The organism is Pseudomonas sp. SWRI92 (assembly GCF_014268685.1).
Lineage (GTDB): Bacteria > Pseudomonadota > Gammaproteobacteria > Pseudomonadales > Pseudomonadaceae > Aquipseudomonas > Aquipseudomonas marvdashtae.
Map to the genome: position 1 here is coordinate 13,211 of NZ_JABWQY010000004.1, position 16,130 is coordinate 29,340.

General features: G+C 59.7%; 11 protein-coding genes. 3 read left to right on the forward strand and 8 right to left on the reverse strand.

Annotated features, from left to right (window positions below; translation table 11 throughout):
- Nucleotides 1-4: 4 nt before the first annotated feature.
- Entirely contained in the window at nt 5-4,456 is a 4,452-nt protein-coding gene (locus tag HU762_RS08800) for a hypothetical protein (RefSeq protein ID WP_186635528.1), read from the forward strand.
- An 11-nt stretch (nt 4,457-4,467) separates the two neighbouring features.
- Here HU762_RS08800 and HU762_RS08805 read toward each other — a convergent pair whose 3' ends face one another.
- From HU762_RS08805 to HU762_RS08835, 7 genes are all read right to left on the reverse strand, one after another.
- Entirely contained in the window at nt 4,468-5,799 is a 1,332-nt protein-coding gene (locus tag HU762_RS08805; protein WP_186635531.1) for a DUF58 domain-containing protein, read from the reverse strand.
- Between the two features lie 235 nt (nt 5,800-6,034).
- Complete coding sequence (locus tag HU762_RS08810) at nt 6,035-7,042, reverse strand: MoxR family ATPase (RefSeq protein WP_186635534.1); 1,008 nt, start codon at nt 7,040-7,042, stop codon at nt 6,035-6,037.
- Nucleotides 7,043-7,138: 96 nt separating this feature from the next.
- Nucleotides 7,139-8,326 carry a Fic family protein gene (locus HU762_RS08815; RefSeq protein WP_186635537.1) on the reverse strand — a complete coding sequence of 396 codons (1,188 nt, stop codon included), beginning with the start codon at nt 8,324-8,326 and terminating at the stop codon, nt 7,139-7,141.
- A gap of 160 nt (nt 8,327-8,486) precedes the next feature.
- Nucleotides 8,487-9,650 carry a DUF4350 domain-containing protein gene (locus HU762_RS08820; protein ID WP_186635540.1) on the reverse strand — a complete coding sequence of 388 codons (1,164 nt, stop codon included), beginning with the start codon at nt 9,648-9,650 and terminating at the stop codon, nt 8,487-8,489.
- A complete protein-coding gene (locus tag HU762_RS08825; protein ID WP_186635543.1) occupies nt 9,647-11,185 on the reverse strand; it encodes a DUF4129 domain-containing protein in 1,539 nt (512 codons plus the stop codon). Before HU762_RS08825 ends, HU762_RS08820 begins: the two co-directional genes overlap by 4 nt.
- Nucleotides 11,172-12,146: a stage II sporulation protein M gene (locus HU762_RS08830; protein WP_186635546.1), complete on the reverse strand. Its 975-nt coding sequence runs from the start codon at nt 12,144-12,146 to the stop codon at nt 11,172-11,174. The genes HU762_RS08825 and HU762_RS08830 overlap by 14 nt, the downstream gene beginning before the upstream one ends.
- Nucleotides 12,143-12,868 (reverse strand): RDD family protein, encoded by a 726-nt coding sequence (locus HU762_RS08835; protein WP_186635549.1) that lies wholly within the window; start codon nt 12,866-12,868, stop codon nt 12,143-12,145. Before HU762_RS08835 ends, HU762_RS08830 begins: the two co-directional genes overlap by 4 nt.
- A 185-nt stretch (nt 12,869-13,053) precedes the next feature.
- Between HU762_RS08835 and sbcB the strand changes: the two genes are divergently transcribed.
- On the forward strand, nt 13,054-14,481 hold the full coding sequence (gene sbcB, locus HU762_RS08840; RefSeq protein ID WP_186635552.1) for an exodeoxyribonuclease I: 1,428 nt from the start codon (nt 13,054-13,056) through the stop codon (nt 14,479-14,481).
- Between the two features lie 119 nt (nt 14,482-14,600).
- Here the strand turns inward: sbcB and mvaT are convergent, their stop codons facing one another.
- Entirely contained in the window at nt 14,601-14,978 is a 378-nt protein-coding gene (mvaT, locus tag HU762_RS08845) for a histone-like nucleoid-structuring protein MvaT (RefSeq protein ID WP_186611687.1), read from the reverse strand.
- Nucleotides 14,979-15,278: 300 nt separating this feature from the next.
- Between mvaT and purU the strand changes: the two genes are divergently transcribed.
- A complete protein-coding gene (gene purU, locus HU762_RS08850) occupies nt 15,279-16,127 on the forward strand; it encodes a formyltetrahydrofolate deformylase (protein ID WP_039591673.1) in 849 nt (282 codons plus the stop codon).
- Nucleotides 16,128-16,130 lie beyond the last annotated feature (3 nt).

A 16,130-nucleotide genomic window follows, 5' to 3' on the forward strand; every position in this document is an offset into this window, starting at 1 on the left:
GCTTATGAATAGCTCGATCAGGGCCAACGACAGCCTGGTGATTAATGGAGATTTTGCACAATCGTTCAGTCACTGGAGGAAGGGGCCAACCAATCCGAGCTGGCTGGGTATAGATAGCGAAATGTATAACGGAGAGATGATTCGTCTGCTATCTGCTGGCAATAGCTCATCAGTCAGTCAGCCGTTGACGGCTCCGAAGGACCCAGGCATTCAGGCTCGCTACATCCTCACTTTTCTTTGCGAGATGCGACACGCCGAAGCAGGTACGTTGAGGATTGAAGTTGATGGGCGGGAGGAGCAGTTGGATATCCCGTTGTCGCCTGGCCAAACCCGCAATGCAAGGGAGGATCAGGCTCGACTGAAGAGCGGAGAGCTACTGGAGTTCTTGCCGAAGGAATATCAAGTCGAGCTGGATCTGTCCTTCAACGGGCAGGATACGCTGATTGTCAGCGTATTCAGCCCCCCCAACGCACCCGGGGACTACATATCGGCGGTCTGTATCGCCCGCATCCAGCTCCACTTGCATCTGGAGCCTGTTGTCATGCAAGTGCTCAAGCTCGACGAGCAATCCCTCGCGCCAACCGGTCCCTTATATATGTGCCTGGGGGCAACGGAGTCCCAGTCCCATCAACTTGAGTTTATACCCGAGCCGGACAGCATCTGGTTGGGCACACAGGCAGCGCTGACCGACCACGACAATCCACTGGAGGCGATTGTCGCCACGCCGGCCTGGGGCGAGAATCAACCTCTGGATTTGCCTTGGACACTCGACTGCCCATTGATCGGAGAGGACGAACCCTACCTGTTTTCGATGGATCTGCTCAACCAGTACACCGCCGACCCTTATCCGCTGGAGGTTTCGTTGGGGCACCACCGGTTGGCCTTCCTCGACGTGCGTGAAGCGGCCTATTACCCGGTGCTCGAGTACGAACAAAGTGTTCGCCTGGGGGTTCAGGTCGGTTCGTATTACACCCATCAGACTCTGAGTGGGCGGACGGTGAATTGGACCGTCACGCCTGGCCAGGTCAAAACGGTTGCCCTGACTGACGACCAAGGCTGGGCCTATTTCGATTACCAGCCAACCCGGGCCGGCCAGTTTGAGATCGAGGCGTCGGTCGAAAGCCTCTATTACGCTACCGGTGTCGTGACGCAAGCCTTAGCGGTTCGGGTCCTTGAGACGGATCCGTGGAACGACGTATTGGTGGTCGTTGAGGGGGAGGAGGCGCGCTGGGACGAAAAGACCGGCTATCCCAATCGGGGCACGGATTATGCGTTGGACTTGAAGTTGCCGGCGGCCAGTCCGTTGTTGGGTACGGATTTGTCCTTGCATTGGAGCGGTGATCCCCATGAGCAGTTGCGCGTTGTTGTCGAACCTGCCCTCGAAGTTGCGGTACCTGTACTCGAGGACAGGATCATTTGGACCTTGATCTGCGAAGATGAGCTCGATGGCCGATTCTACCTGGAGTTGGCCTGCTCGAAACTGTTGCTGCCTTCGCCGAAAAAAACCATGTCGCTGGCGCGTAATCTGGTCAGGGTTGGCGAAGTCCGCGGGGCCAATAAGTTTCCAATCGTGGACGAAAACGAAAGCGTGTTGTTGCGGGTGCAAGTGGTGCACGTTATAGCTGCTGGTGACGGTGATCCGGTCGTCAACGCGCGGGTCGAATGGAAGGATACGGATGGACCGATTTCCAGCGTTCCCACGGGGGCCGGTGGTTGGGCGAGCGTGCTATACCAGCCGCGAACCGCAGGGGACAAAGTTGTCACCGCTAGCATCAAGGCCCACGCCGAGGCCGTTGCGGTGGAGCATCCATTCGATGTGAAAGCGATCGCGACCAGCCCTTGGAAAAACGAGGTCACGATTCTCCTCGATGAGCTAGAAGTCGAGCGTAATGCCCTCGGCGTGCTCTGCAGGCGTGGTCGGACCCATACGTTGAAGGTAGTGCCGAATAGCGGTAGTAGCTGGATCGGAAAAAACATTAGCTTGCATTGGCGAGGGGCCGCACCAGACATTGGACTGGAGCCCGCCGATCTTGGAACACCCAAGCCGCTGGTGGCAGACGGTGCGCAATGGACGCTGTCATCGCAGGTCAATGGCAGTACCAGCAGCCTGTTTGAATTGGAGCTACGCCTTGAAAGTGTCTCTGCCTTCCGGGAATTGGCTGGGCGCTTGGTCTCCGAGAGTCTGGCGGAAGAAGTCAGCCTGAGACTCGACCAGATACCGGCGCAGTTGAATGACCAAGCACTTTATCCGTGCCTGGGGGCTCTCCACCGTTTCAGTGTTTTGCCTAATGCATTGAGTCCTTTGGTTGGGCTGGCATCAATATTGGTATGGTCCGGGACTTCTGCCGAGCAGTTGAACGCAACCGTTGAACCGCCCCTCGCCAATGCGCAACCTGTCAATGACGGCGGTGCAATCTGGACGCTGGATTTTACCGTCAGTGAGCAATCGGGGCAGTTTGCCCTTGCTTGGGGACTGCCACAGCTGGACTTCGCCGCAACCGCCAAGCCAATGATGCTGGGGCATAACAAAGTCCGAATTCAGGACAGGCGCGATTCGCCGGTAGACCCGGTTGTGGGGCAGGCCCCTGCGTGGCTGTGGGTACAGGTTTTTTCTCATTTCACCGAACTTGCTGTCGATCAGGTGCCGGTGAGTTGGAGGGCAGGGGGAGCGCCAACTGACGTATCCACCGACGCCGATGGTTGGTCCGGGTTTGCGTTGGCGCCGTCCGACGCCCAGCCCCATGAAGTGACGGCATCGGTCAGCAGCCCGTATGACGACTTCGAGAACCCTCAGGTGCTGACTGTCACCCCATTGGCCGATGATCCCTGGGCAGCGCTGACTGTCCAATTTGATGGTAAACCGCCGCAGCGTTGGGGCGAAAAGACTTATTTTCCTCGTCGTAAAGGCAGCCATAACTTGATGCTGCAAGCGCCGGAGAACAGCCCCTTGTTCAATCATGAGGTGACATTGGGCCTGACCGGGAGCGGACCTGCTGAGCTGGGCCTGGAGTTTTTACCGTCCGCTCTTGGCGTGGCGAGAAAATTCCCGCGTGAAGGATTGGATTACGCATTCAAGGTGAATGACCTTAAAGACGGCAGTTTCGCCTTGCGTTTGTCGGCAACGAGACTGGCGCATTTATCACCTGCCAATGCGATGTCCGTGGGGTCAGGTTCGCAGGCGCTGAAGTTGATCTTGAGTGGCAGCGCCCTTCAGGTTCTGGATTGGGAAAGCGAGCTTTACGCCGAGGTCAAATTGCTCTCGGCGATCAATGGTAAGCCAATGGCCGGGTGGACAGTGACCTGGCGCAGCCCCGATCTTGGTGAATTGACCTCAGTGACCAACTGGTATGGGGTGGCGAAGGTATGTTTTGTTCCTGTTACGCCGGGCGCGGCCCAACTGACTGCGACGGTAGGCGATGAGGCGTATTCGGAATCGGTGACGTTGTCCTATTTCCTGAACGAGCCCCGGGAAATCCAGTCGCTCACTAGCCCTAAGCCAAATGGGCATCTAGGGGAGTTGGTTTCAGCGGTGGTAACGGTAGTGTCGGCCTTGACCGGCGAACCGTTGCAGGGTGTCGAGGTAATGTGGGATTACCCCAGCCTGACGCTCGCTCCGACGAGCACGGACGATCATGGGCAAGCCCGCGTGGCGTTCAATTTGCCTGGCGTGAGACGGGGACTTTTAGAGGCCACGGTACGGGGCGGGTACGTTGGGTGGGAGGTTGAGCATATTGAATTTGAGTTGGTGCCCGATGAGACGACGTGGTTGAGTGAGTTCACGCCTTACGTCAACAACACTCGAGTACAGTGGCCTGAAATAAAACTGAACGTATTCGCCGGACAGCTTTGTACATTGAAGCTCGACTATAAGGATAGTTGGCTGATCGGCGATCCGAATGCCCGGATTCTTCTGGAATACAAGCCTGGCGAAGAGGCACAAGACCTTGTTGTCGATCCGCCGTTGGGGCAGCCGGTTGCGATGGAACAAGGGAGTCGTTCCTTGAGCTGGTCCATATCTACCGACCAAGCACACAACAGGGCTTTTGTGTTGCAGTTCGCCATGCCCTTGATGAATGACATGCCAACGTCACCCCCCGTGTCAGGGATTACACGCGACGAAGATAGCTGGCTGGAGGAGTTCACGTTCTACCTGAACGGCCAGCTGTTCGAGCTGGAGTATAGGGACCTCCACCTTATAGATGGAACCAATAACACTTGGGAGTTGAGAATCAAGGAAGGCAGCAGTTTGATTGACACAACCAGCGTTGCTTTGGGAGCGGGAGCAGGAAATCCTGGAGTGGAATTCGATCCGCCGTTGTACCTACAGCAACCGGTGACGGCGACCCCCTTGAGTTGGTCCATATTGACCAAGGAAGCGCATCACGGGAGCTTCATGGTGGAGTTACGCAGTCCAGATCTGCCCATGCGGGAGGTCCGGACGGAGGTGAAACCATAGGCATGATCCTCTTACAAATCCCCCGCCTTCTTCCACCCCAGATACAACGTCACCAGCTCGGCCCCCAACTCCCCGGGCCGGGCTTGCAGCACCGTCATCCCATGGGCGCTCAGCCGTTCATGCAGCGTGGCCCGGGCATTCGAATACTCCACCGTCCCGCAATAGGCCAGCGCCTCGGGCAGTGTCTGGACCGGCGCCTGGCGCAGCCGGTCGAGTGCCTCTTCCCGCAGGCTCGCCACCAATACCCGGTGCCGTTGGCCCAGCCGTTTCACGGCGGTCAGCAGTTCTTCATCGTCTTCATCCCGCAGGTTGGTCACCAGCACCACCAGGGCGCGGCGTTTCTGCCGGGCGAGCAGTTGGGTGACGGCAGCCTGGTAGTCGGCGGGACGTTGGCTGCTGTCGAGGTCGTAGACAGTATTGAGCAATACGTTGAGCTGGCCGGTGCCTTTGACCGGCGCGAGATAGCGTGGCTGTTCGCTGGCGAACGTACTCAGGCCCACGGCGTCGCCCTGGCGCAGCGCGGTGTAGCTGAGCAGCAGGCAGGCGTTGAGGGCGTGATCGAAATGCGCCAGCTCGCCGTCCTGGCTGCGCATGCGCCGGCCGCAATCGAGCATGAAGATGATCTGCTGATCGCGCTCGTCTTCGTATTCCCGGGCGATGGGCGTGCGGTGGCGTGCGGTGGCTTTCCAGTCGATCTGGCGCAGGCTGTCGCCTTCGCGAAATTCACGTAGCTGATGGAATTCCTGGCCCTGGCCGCGGCGTTGGCGCTGACGGATGCCGAGTTGGCTGAGCCAGTTGTCCACGGCCAACAGTTGGCCATCGTACAACCGGGCGAAATCCGGGTAGACGCGGGTGTTGTCGAGCACCTTGATCAGGCGTTTGTCGCTCCACAGGCCTAGCGGGCTGGGCAGGTTGATCTCGCAGTGTTCGAAGGTGAAGTGACCGCGTTTGAGTGGGCGAACGCGGTAGCCGAGTTGGGTGAGCTGACCGGGCTGTAGCTCAGCGGACAGAGGCAAGTGTTCAAAGCTCAGGCCGTCGGGCAAGTGATCGAAAACCACCGTTTCCAGCGGCTGGGTAAAGTCGTGGCTGATCGTCAGGCGCACTTCGCTCCAGCGGCCCAGCGCCAGGCTGCCAGGCATTTGCCGTTGTACGCGTGGCGAGGGCAAGCGTCGCAGGCGCACCGCGTCGAGTATCGCCAAGGCCAGCAAGGCCAGCAGCAACCCCCAATGGATCGACAGCAGCGTTTCAGGCACCGCGACACCCAGCGCACGCAATGCACCCAGCACGATGCCGACGGCCAGCAGAATCGCCAGCCAGGTCAGCAGCAGGCGCGAGGGTTTCATCGACACATTCCCTTTAGAGGAGATGCAGAGCGGGCTTTTGTGGCGAGGGGATTTATCCCCGCTGGGGCGCGAAGCGGCCCTAAAGCCAGGCAACTCGGTGTGTCAGGCCGATTGAGCTGATTGTTTTGGGGCTGCTTCGCAGCCCAACGGGGATAAATCCCCTCGCCACAGATATATCCCCTTGCCACAGGAGTTTCCTTTCCCCCAATAAGTATGTTCATCACTCTATCGATGCTCACAACCGTGGCGCCGGCACTTGGTCGAGCAGTTGCCCCAGCACCTGGTCCACCGACAGCCCTTCGATGTCCAGCTCCGGCGCCAGCCGCACACGATGGCGCAGCACGGCCAGGGCGCAGCCCTTGATGTCGTCCGGCACCACGAATTCACCCCCACGCAACAACGCCCGGGCGCGGGCGCAACGCACCAGTGCAATCGAAGCCCGAGGCCCGGCGCCCAGGGTCAGGCCTGGCCAGGTGCGGGTGCTGCGGGCCAGGCGCACGGCGTAGTCGAGCACCTGGTCGTCCATCGGCAGGTCGCTGGCAATGCGTTGCAGCGCTTGCACATCCTTGGCCTGCAACACCGTGCGCAATGGTTGCACGTCGAGCATGTCGGCGCGGGTCGAGCGACTGACCTGGCGCACCATGTTCAATTCCTGGTCGGCGTCGGGGTAATCCATGCGCACCTTGAGCATGAAGCGGTCGAGCTCGGCCTCCGGCAGTGGGTAGGTGCCTTCCTGTTCGATAGGGTTCTGGGTGGCAAGCACCATGAACGGTTGAGCGATGGGCAAGGCGCGGCCTTCGAGGGTGACCTGGCGTTCCTGCATGGCTTCGAGCAGTGCGGCCTGGGTCTTGGCCGGCGCGCGGTTGATCTCGTCGGCCAGCAGCAGGTTGGTGAACACCGGCCCCTTGCGCAGTTTGAACTGCTCGGTCTGCAAGTCGTATACCGCGTGGCCGGTAACGTCGCTGGGCATCAGGTCCGGGGTGAACTGTATGCGCGCGAACTCGCCGCCAAAACAGCGAGCCAGGGCCCGCACCAGCAAGGTCTTGCCCAGGCCGGGAACGCCTTCGAGCAGGACATGACCACCGGCGATCAGCGCCGTGAGCACATCGTCGATCACCGCGCCCTGGCCGACCACCGCCTTGTGCAATTCGGTGCGGATGGCCTGGGCCAACTGACTGGCACGCTGGCGCTGTTGGGCGGCGTGGGTCTGGCCGGCGGCAGGTTCGTTCTGTTCAGTCGTCAATTCTTGCGTTCTCCTAACGGTTAAATCCTATTTACTCGTGATCTAACGCTTTCATCCTTCAGTGCCGGGCGGTGATAGCTGAGTCGCCGGCACACCTTAGCCCATTTGCAAATGCAGGTTTGGAAAGATCAACCCGGCGAAGCGTGCCGGCAAGCCCGCTTCCACCGTCCGGGACCGGGGGGTGCCGCTGACCACGATCCCCGCTTCGATCAGGCGCCCCAGTTCTTCCGTTGCCAGCCGGTCCTTCAAGCCTGTGAACACCTTGAACTCCGCACGCGGCATAGCCCCTTGGGTGAGTAGCGCCAGCACGGCAGCAGCACTGGTGGGCCGGATGCCGACACGGCGAAGCTCAGGGTCCGTTGAAAACACATGAACAACCTGCTCGCGCAACCTGGCTGGGTTTAGCGAGGTGGTCATGTATTCAATCTGGTCGTGGCAGACATCGAGCATGAATTCGATGAAATTGAAGTAATGACGCTGTGAAAGTTGGCCGCGCCCGTCACAGTCACCTTCACGAGGGCGATCAGCCAAGGCCAGGAAGCGATAGTAGTCTTCTTGCCTGCGAGCCAGTCCGCGAGACAGCGACCAGAGGAAAGGTTTTAGCCCCAGGTGAACCAGTTGCAGGTGGGTGAGCATCCGAATCACTCGACCATTGCCGTCCAGGAAGGGGTGAACAAGCGCCACCCGGTGATGGCCGGCCAGGGCTGCGATCAATTGGCGCCGCGGATCCCTGATTCGTCCGTAGTGCAACTGCAGATGTTCAAGCATGGGTAATACAACGACCGCCGCTGGAGCGACATGTGCGCCGACCTGGACCTGTTCATTCTCTTCGGCCCGCAGCCTGCCGGGTTCCATCAGGCGCCCATCGCTCAGGGTCAGTTCCTGCGTGGAAGCGTCCTTGAACAATCGACGATGGATGGCCGTGATTAACTTCGGATCGAACAGGGCGGAGAAACTCTCCGTTGGTCGCATGCGAAGCAGCCGCTCCATCACCTCCTGCTGCGTCATGTGTTGCACGGCCAGCTCTTTGAGTGCCTTTCTTTTCCGTTTCGGAGTCGTGCGAGCAGCCTGCAGCTCGGCAATCTCGGTGCGATGTCCTTCGATCAGGTTCGAATAATAGGTATTGGTGATGCGCAACAGGCCCGCCAATTGCCTGGATGTCTCATCGGCCAGCCGTCCGGCAAGAAATTCTGCCTTGCGCGGCAACTGATCCGCGGCCTGAATGATCGAGTCGGGCAGATTTTCTGGCAGTACGGGATCAAGGTACGTTTTCGAAGTGATCATCGTTTTGCTTCCAGCGAACACAAACGGCTATTTTTTGGGTAATGCCTGCGGAAATTTTTGCGGAAAATAAAACGTCCTATAACGCCTGTTATTACTAGCTATAGGGATACCGTACGATAGGTTATCTCCAGTGTTTTTGCGGATCTTTCTGCGGAAAAATCTATAAGGCATTCCTAAGGGTTTGCAAAAGGGTGACCTGGCGGCAGAACTCGGCGCTGGACAAGCGCTGTTTCGGCCGGGGGCTGAGGGCCTGGCTGATGGTTCGGGTGGGTTGGCGAGTCAGGCGCGCAAGCACCTGCCATTGATCGGCGACGACCAATTGCTCGAAGCCCGGATGAAGCTGGCGAGCCCGACGCAGCACGTCCTGCTGCAAGGTCTGCAGCAGCTGTTGTTGACCGTTATGACGCAGATGGAACGCGGCGCTGGCTTGCAGGTGTTCTTGCAGTTGGCGGCGCGCCTTGGGCGCCGGTTGTTGCAGCGGACCATGGCGCACCGCCGAACGCCAGAACCACAGGGCAACCAGGGCCAGCAGCGCCACCAAGGCCTGGGGGAAATAGCGCAGCAGCAAGGTCAGCAGATTGTCATGGTCGGTATTGAATAGCAGCGTGACGTCCGTGTCGGCGCTCAGGTACCAGAGCAGCCAGGCGTTGTCGTATTGGTCGATCTGGTCGTTCTTCCACAGCTCGGCGTCGGTGAGCACGGTGATCGTGCCCAGGCCGTGGTTCAGTTGCATCAAGTGGGTCGCCTGCGCACTGTTGGCCCAGGCCTGGACAAGGTTCAGCGGGTCTTCAAGGTGGAAGTCGGTGTCGAAGCCGAGATAGGCCGGCGCCTCTTCGTCCTCCAGGTACAGCTTGGTCAGTTTCGGGTAGGGGTCCTTGATGAGCTCCGGATCGGGCTCCTTGAGGTCCTTGCTCAGCAACTGGCGCAGGCGCACGCGGTCCAGCAGTAGATCGCCGCTGCTGCCGGTGCTGTCATCCCACAGGGCCTCGGCAACGAACAGCAGACGCCCTCCGGCGCGGGTCCAATTCATCAACTGGTCGACGTCCCGTGGGGTCATGTTGCTGCGTTCGCCCAGCAGCAACAGGCTGCGCTGGTGCGGCTCCAGGGTCGGCAGGACGTCCAGGCTGTTGGCATGCTCGACGTTGATGCCGTGCTTGCGCAAGAAGTGTTCGGCGGCCAGGTAGGGATTGGCCTGAGCCTCGGGGGAGGGGCCATGCTCGATGACTTCCTGATAAGGCACGGCCTTGAGGTACAGGTAAATGGCCAAGGCACCGGTCAACGCGGCGACCCCGACCCCGATCAGCAACCCTGTGCGCCGGCTCATCGGGACGCCCCCGGGCCGAACAGCTGACGCCATCCATTGCACAGTTCCTGTTGCAGATGGGGCGGCGGGGCACGGTGCCCATAGGCAATGTTCTGCCAGTGCAGCGTCAGGTTATTGCTGAAGACCAACAAGTGCTCGTGCTGGAGCTGTTCGACACGTTGCAACACTTGGCCTTCGGTATCGGCGGGTTTCAGAGGAACGTCGAACTCATGGTGCAAACGGCTCAGCAATGCTCGATACAGCAAGCCCAGCGCCTCTCGGGGAGCACCGGACCATAGCTGCTCGGCGCTGGTCGCGACGTCGTCCGGCAGGCTTTCCTCACGAATATCCAGGCCGAACATTCGGGCGGGCGTGGGCCGCTCTGCGCTCAGGCGCTTCGTCGGGCGCAGGTTCACCAGGGCCTTGAGTCGCTCGCGATAATGCCAGCCCAGCCAGACGACCGCGCCCACCAGCGCGGCCCAGAGCACTACTTGGATCAGCGTGGCGATGGTGTCGAAGCGTTTGGCGCTCCATTCGAACATCGATTTGAGCCAGCCCGGGGCTTGGCCAGCCTCGGTTGACTCGCTGGTTTGCTCTTCACCGAAACGATAACGGGTGACTGTTTCCGGATTCTTGAACGGTGGGGCTTCGAGGATCGTCTTGATGCTGTCCCGGGAGGCCTCGCTGGTAAGCGGTTGGTTGAGCAGTCGGGGACTGTCGGGCGCGTTGCTGTCTTCGGCGGCCCAGGCCGGTGGCGCCAGCGGTAGCAGGGTCAATGCCAGCAGTATCAGCATCGGCGCTACGGCGCTCAGGCGCTGGCGCAGTCGGCGGAATACCAATTCGATGTCCCAGGCCTCAAGCATGGTGCGCCGGTTCAGGTAGAGGCTGAAGCCGCAGGCGACGTACACCGGCTCCCAAAGAATCAGCAGCAGCGGATAGAGCAAGTTGATCAGGTGTTCGAGCCATAACCAGTCGTGCTCGGCAACGGCGATCAATGTCTGCCAGTCCCATTCCAACTCGACCTGCTGCGGTATGAACAAATAGAACAGCGCCATCAGGCCGAACCACAGGGCCATTTCCAGGTGCACGCCGATGATGGTCAGCCATTGCGCCGCACCGCCGTTGCGTTGAAGTAACACCCGCAAACGCTGCTCCCGCGCTTCGCCGGCAAGCCCTTCGAGTTGCACGACGGGCATCAGGAAGCTGCGGCTCGGGCTCAGCCGGCGCCAGGTCAGGCTGGCCAGCAATTGGGGCTTGAGCAAAGCCGGCCATTGGCGCAAGGCCTGCTTCAAGGTGGGCGTCTCGCCAAACAGCGCCTTGGACAAGATGTACAAGGGCAGCCGGTCGAAGGCTGGTTTCAGCCACCAGAATATAAACATTACCAGGGACGGCGAATCCCACAGCAACAATGCCAGCAGCGCATAGACCGGCAGCGTGACAAGCGCCCAGCTGGTCATCAGTAGTCGCCGATGCCGCTGGCTCATCAGCACACCCAGGTCCATGGCTTCCCAAGTGGTACGTGGACGGATGACGACGGTGGCGTCACTCAGGCGCATGGTGGCCTCGTCCGGCAAACAGCAGGTAACCGAGCACCAGCAGCCACAACAATGCGCCGACGGTGTATTTGGTGGCCGGTGTCACCGCGCTGGAGGACCAGTAGGCCTCGACGAATGCGGCGATCAGCAACAGCAATATCACGCCGCCGATCATCAGCACGCTTTTGCCCGCGGCGAGCCGCAAGGCTTCACCGCGGGTGAGGCGCCCCGGCGCGATCAACGCCCAGCCCAAATGCAGGCCCGCGGCGCCGGCCAGCACGATGGCAGTGAGTTCGAAGGCGCCGTGGCCGATCACGAAGGACCAGAACGTTGCGCCGGAGCCGATCTGGGTGAGGTGCCCGGCCACCGCCCCGATAGTCAGGCCGTTGAAAAACAGGAAAAACGCGCTGCCCAGGCCAAACAGCAAGCCACTGGCAAAGGTCTGAAAGGCAATGCCGATGTTGTGCATGATGTAATAACCGAACATGGCCCAATCCTCGCTGGCGGCTCGCTCGATCGAGCGTCCCAGGTGCCCCGCCGCCGGATCGTACATGGCGCGCATCCCGCTGATTTCCTCGACGCTCAGGAGGCTATAGACCAGTTCGGGAAACAGATAGACCAATACCCCGATGCCGATCAGGCTACCCAGGAACATCAGGCCAGCCGCCAGGACGAACCGCCATTGTGCGCGCACCAGTTGGGGGAAACCGGCCAGGATAAAGGCCGACACGCTGGTCGAGGGGTGGCTGCGATCCCGATAGAGTTGCTGGTGGCCGCGCAGCGCCAGTTGCTGCAACGCATCCACCAGCAGGCTGCTGTAACCGCGCGTCTGTGCCAGCGCCAGATGATGGCAGAGTCGTCGATAAGCGTGAGGAAAGTCGCTGCTGTGGGCAACGCTACGGCTGCGTTCCAACTGGTCGAGCAGCCGGGACAACTGGTCCCATTGCGCTTGGTGGCGACTTTCGAACAGGCTTTGCTTCATATTGGCCCCAGCAGGCCGCGGGCAATGCCGTTGAGTTCGGCCACGGCGCCTGTCGGATGCACTTTGAGCGGCGTGGCGAGGATCGTTGCCAGTTCGGTGACTCGTGCCTCGGACAGTTCTGCCTGGCGCTCGGCGAAACCCAGCACGGCGCGTTGTTCAGCCAGGCCCAAGGCAAAAGGCGGCCGTATCGAACGGGCGGAAGGCAGTACGGGGCGTTTGACCGGTTGCTCGCGATAGACCACCAAAGTGCCGGCCGCCAAGTCCCCCAGGCGTTTGAAGGTAGGGTTCTGCAGGCAACAGATTGCCCCGAAGGTGTAGCCGAAGGGCAGCATGTCGACGAAGCGCAGCAGGTTGCGAATCAGCGATGCGGACCAGCCGATCGGCCTGCCGTCGTCCTGCACAACGCGCAACCCCATCATCTGCTTGCCGGGAGAACGGCCTTGGTTCAGCACTTCGAACAGCACCATGTACCACCAGCTGACGACAAACAGCAGGATCGAACCCAGGCCGATCCCCAGTTCACCGAAGAATGCCAGGACGATAAAGAAAAGGCCCAGCACCAGCCCGCGTATGCCCAGGTCGATGGCGAAGGCCAGCGCGCGAGGCATCAGCCCCGCCGGGCGCAGCGGCAGGTCAATGCCTTCGGGCGTTTCTACCTGGTAGCGCGTGTCCAGTGGCGGCGGCAGCGGCGCGTTCCTTTGCAGTGCTGGTGTCTCGGGCATGGGCTACCTGTGATGGACCGGTTCGGACGTTCGATCTCGGCCCAGATGCTAGCAGTCTTCTGGCGGGCACACGATACAGTGTGTGGGTCATTTAACCGCCTGCAACATGATTCAACGACGGCAATGCTGGCGGGCGCCGGGTTCGAACGCCTAGACTTCGCCAGTCCTCAGCTCAGGAACCCCCCGTGACTTCCATCTTCTGGTACGACTACGAAACCACCGGCATCAATCCGCGTTGCGACCGACCCTTGCAGGTGGCGGGGATCCGTACCGATTTCGAACTCAATGAAATCGACGAACCGGTAAACCTCTATTGCCGGCCCAGCGACGATATCCTGCCTCATCCGGCGGCCTGCGCGATTACCGGTATCACCCCGGCATGCCTGTCCGAAAAGGGCTTGAGCGAAGCCGATTTCATGACCCGTGTCCACGCGCAACTGGCCGCTCCCGGAACCTGTGGCGCCGGCTACAACACCTTGCGCTTCGACGATGAAATGACGCGCTACAGCCTGTATCGGAATTTTTTCGACCCGTATGCGCGGGAGTGGCAGGGCGGCAACAGTCGCTGGGATTTGATCGACCTGGTGCGCGCTGCCTACGCGTTGCGACCCGATGGCATTATCTGGCCGCAGGAGGAGGGTCGCGTCACCCTCAAGCTGGAACGCCTGACCGCCGCCAACGGCATCGACCATGGCCAGGCGCATGACGCGTTGTCGGACGTGCGCGCGACGATTGCCCTGGCCCGATTGATCCGCCAGAAGCAACCACGGCTCTATGACTGGCTGTTCCAGTTGCGCAGTAAACAAAAGGTGCTGGACCAGATCCGCCTGTTGCAGCCGATGGTGCATATATCCGGGCGTTTCTCGGCGGCGCGCAACTACATCGGTGTGGTGCTGCCGCTGGCCTGGCATCCGAAGAACCGCAACGCCCTGATCGTCTGCGACCTGCACCTCGATCCCCAGGGGTTGCTGGACCATGATGCGCAGTTGCTCCGTCAACGCCTGTATACCCGTCGCGAAGAACTGCTCGATGGGGAACTCCCGGTACCGCTCAAGCTGATTCATATCAACAAGTGCCCGGTCATCGCACCGCTGACTGTCTTGCGCGCCGAAGACCAGCATCGGTTGCAGCTGGATATGGACGGTTTTCAGGAGCGGGCGCTGCGGCTAAGTGACGCACAACAGCTCTGGCAAGATAAACTCCAACACATTTATGGCCAGGAAGACTTTGCTGCCAGCGAAGATCCCGAGCAGCAGTTATACACAGGCTTCCTGGGTGATCGTGATCGTCGATTATGTGAACAAGTACGCATGGCCGATCCCGCTCAACTGGCGCAAGAGCATTGGCCGTTCGACGACGAACGCCTGCCGGAATTATTGTTTCGATACCGTGCGCGCAACTTCCCGGACAGCTTGGATCCGAACGAACAGGAACGCTGGAAACTATTTTGCCAGCAACGTCTGTCGTCCCCTGAATGGGGGGCGCCTAATACTCTGGAAAGTTTTGATGAAGCAATGGCTGAGTGGATGGGGCTCTCAACGCCGTTGCAGCAAGAGATACTCCTGCAATGGCAGGGTTATAGCCGACAATTGCGTAAACGTTTAAGCCTTTGAGCGGCCATGCGGCGATTGAAGTCAGGACTTGAAATGAGGGCATAAAAAAACGCCAGTAATGACTGGCGTTTTCGGGTCCGTAAGCGTCGCCCGCAAAGAGCAGCGCTGACCGGCGAGGCTTAGCCCAGTAGGGTTGCCCAGCCTTCAACGACGTCACCGCCCCACTTGGCTTTCCACTCTTTCAGAGTCTTGTGGTTGCCACCTTTGGTTTCGATGACTTCGCCGTTGTGCGGGTTTTTGTACTGCTTAACTTTGCGAGCGCGTTTGGTGCCGGTGGTTTTTACCGCGCCACGGGGGGCTTTGCTCGACTTGGCTTCTGGATCCAGCAGGGCAATGATGTCGCGCAGGGACTTGGAGTACTCGCCCATCAGCGTGCGCAGCTTGCCTTCGAATTCCAGTTCTTTTTGCAGTTTGTCGTCTTTAGACAGGTCGGCCAGACGTTGTTGCAGTTCTTCAATTGCTTGTTTTGTGGCGTTGTATTCGGTGATCAGGGACATTTGGACTACCTTATGTAGGACGCTGGTGACAAGGAGACAGTGAAGCAATAGTAATCAGACAGTTTCATCAAGTAAACATTTAACCCGTGTTTATTTAATTAAATAGTGCAATGCCACAAAAACGGGCATTGCGAATTAATATGTGAGGCAGTCTGTGCAGCTGTTCACACAAATAGCCTTCGGTGATGGGGCAAGCTGCACGCGGCGGGCGTCAAGAAGGGCTCGGCGCCTCATGGGTACTGCAGTTTTGCTGCGCAATGGCTAGAATGGCCGCCTTTTGCGAAGTTCTGGAGTTTCCTCATGCGCACTTTTCGGCTGGTGATCGCTTGCCCGGACCGCGTCGGCATCGTTGCTAAAGTCAGTAACTTTCTGGCGTCCCATAACGGCTGGATCACTGAAGCAAGCCACCATTCGGACAATCAAAGTGGCTGGTTCTTCATGCGCCACGAGATCCGCGCCGACTCGCTGCCCTTTGGCATCGAAGCGTTTCGCGAGGCGTTTGCCCCGATTGCCGAAGAGTTTTCGATGGACTGGCGTATCACCGATACCGCGCAGAAAAAACGCGTGGTGCTGATGGCCAGCCGTGAGTCCCATTGCCTGGCTGACCTGTTGCACCGCTGGCACAGCGATGAGCTCGATTGCGACATCGCCTGTGTGATTTCCAACCATGACGACTTGCGCAGCATGGTGGAGTGGCACGGCATTCCTTATTACCACGTACCGGTCAATCCGCAGGATAAGCAGCCGGCGTTCGCCGAAGTCTCGCGGCTGGTCAAGCAGCACGATGCCGAGGTGGTGGTGCTGGCGCGCTACATGCAAATCCTGCCGCCGTCGCTGTGCAGCGAATACGCCCATAAGGTCATCAATATCCACCACAGTTTCCTGCCGTCGTTCGTCGGTGCCAAGCCCTACCACCAGGCTTCGATGCGCGGTGTGAAGCTGATTGGCGCGACGTGCCACTACGTGACCGAAGAGCTCGACGCCGGCCCGATCATCGAGCAGGACGTGGTGCGTGTCAGCCATAGCGACAGCATCGAAGACATGGTTCGATTCGGTCGTGACGTGGAAAAAATGGTGCTGGCGCGTGGCTTGCGTTATCACTTGGAAGACCGCGTGTTGGTGCACGGCAACAAGACCGTGGTGTTCTGACGC

What these genes read in the sequence shown, in the direction of transcription:
- HU762_RS08805 (WP_186635531.1), bottom strand. Translation starts at nt 5,799, where the DNA reads ATGAAACCCTCGCGCCTGCTGCTGACCTGGCTGGCGATTCTGCTGGCC.
- HU762_RS08815 (WP_186635537.1), bottom strand. Translation starts at nt 8,326, where the DNA reads ATGATCACTTCGAAAACGTACCTTGATCCCGTACTGCCAGAAAATCTG.
- purU (WP_039591673.1), top strand. Translation starts at nt 15,279, where the DNA reads ATGCGCACTTTTCGGCTGGTGATCGCTTGCCCGGACCGCGTCGGCATC.
- HU762_RS08820 (WP_186635540.1), bottom strand. Translation starts at nt 9,650, where the DNA reads ATGAGCCGGCGCACAGGGTTGCTGATCGGGGTCGGGGTCGCCGCGTTG.
- mvaT (WP_186611687.1), bottom strand. Translation starts at nt 14,978, where the DNA reads ATGTCCCTGATCACCGAATACAACGCCACAAAACAAGCAATTGAAGAA.
- HU762_RS08835 (WP_186635549.1), bottom strand. Translation starts at nt 12,868, where the DNA reads ATGCCCGAGACACCAGCACTGCAAAGGAACGCGCCGCTGCCGCCGCCA.
- HU762_RS08830 (WP_186635546.1), bottom strand. Translation starts at nt 12,146, where the DNA reads ATGAAGCAAAGCCTGTTCGAAAGTCGCCACCAAGCGCAATGGGACCAG.
- HU762_RS08825 (WP_186635543.1), bottom strand. Translation starts at nt 11,185, where the DNA reads ATGCGCCTGAGTGACGCCACCGTCGTCATCCGTCCACGTACCACTTGG.
- HU762_RS08800 (WP_186635528.1), top strand. Translation starts at nt 5, where the DNA reads ATGAATAGCTCGATCAGGGCCAACGACAGCCTGGTGATTAATGGAGAT.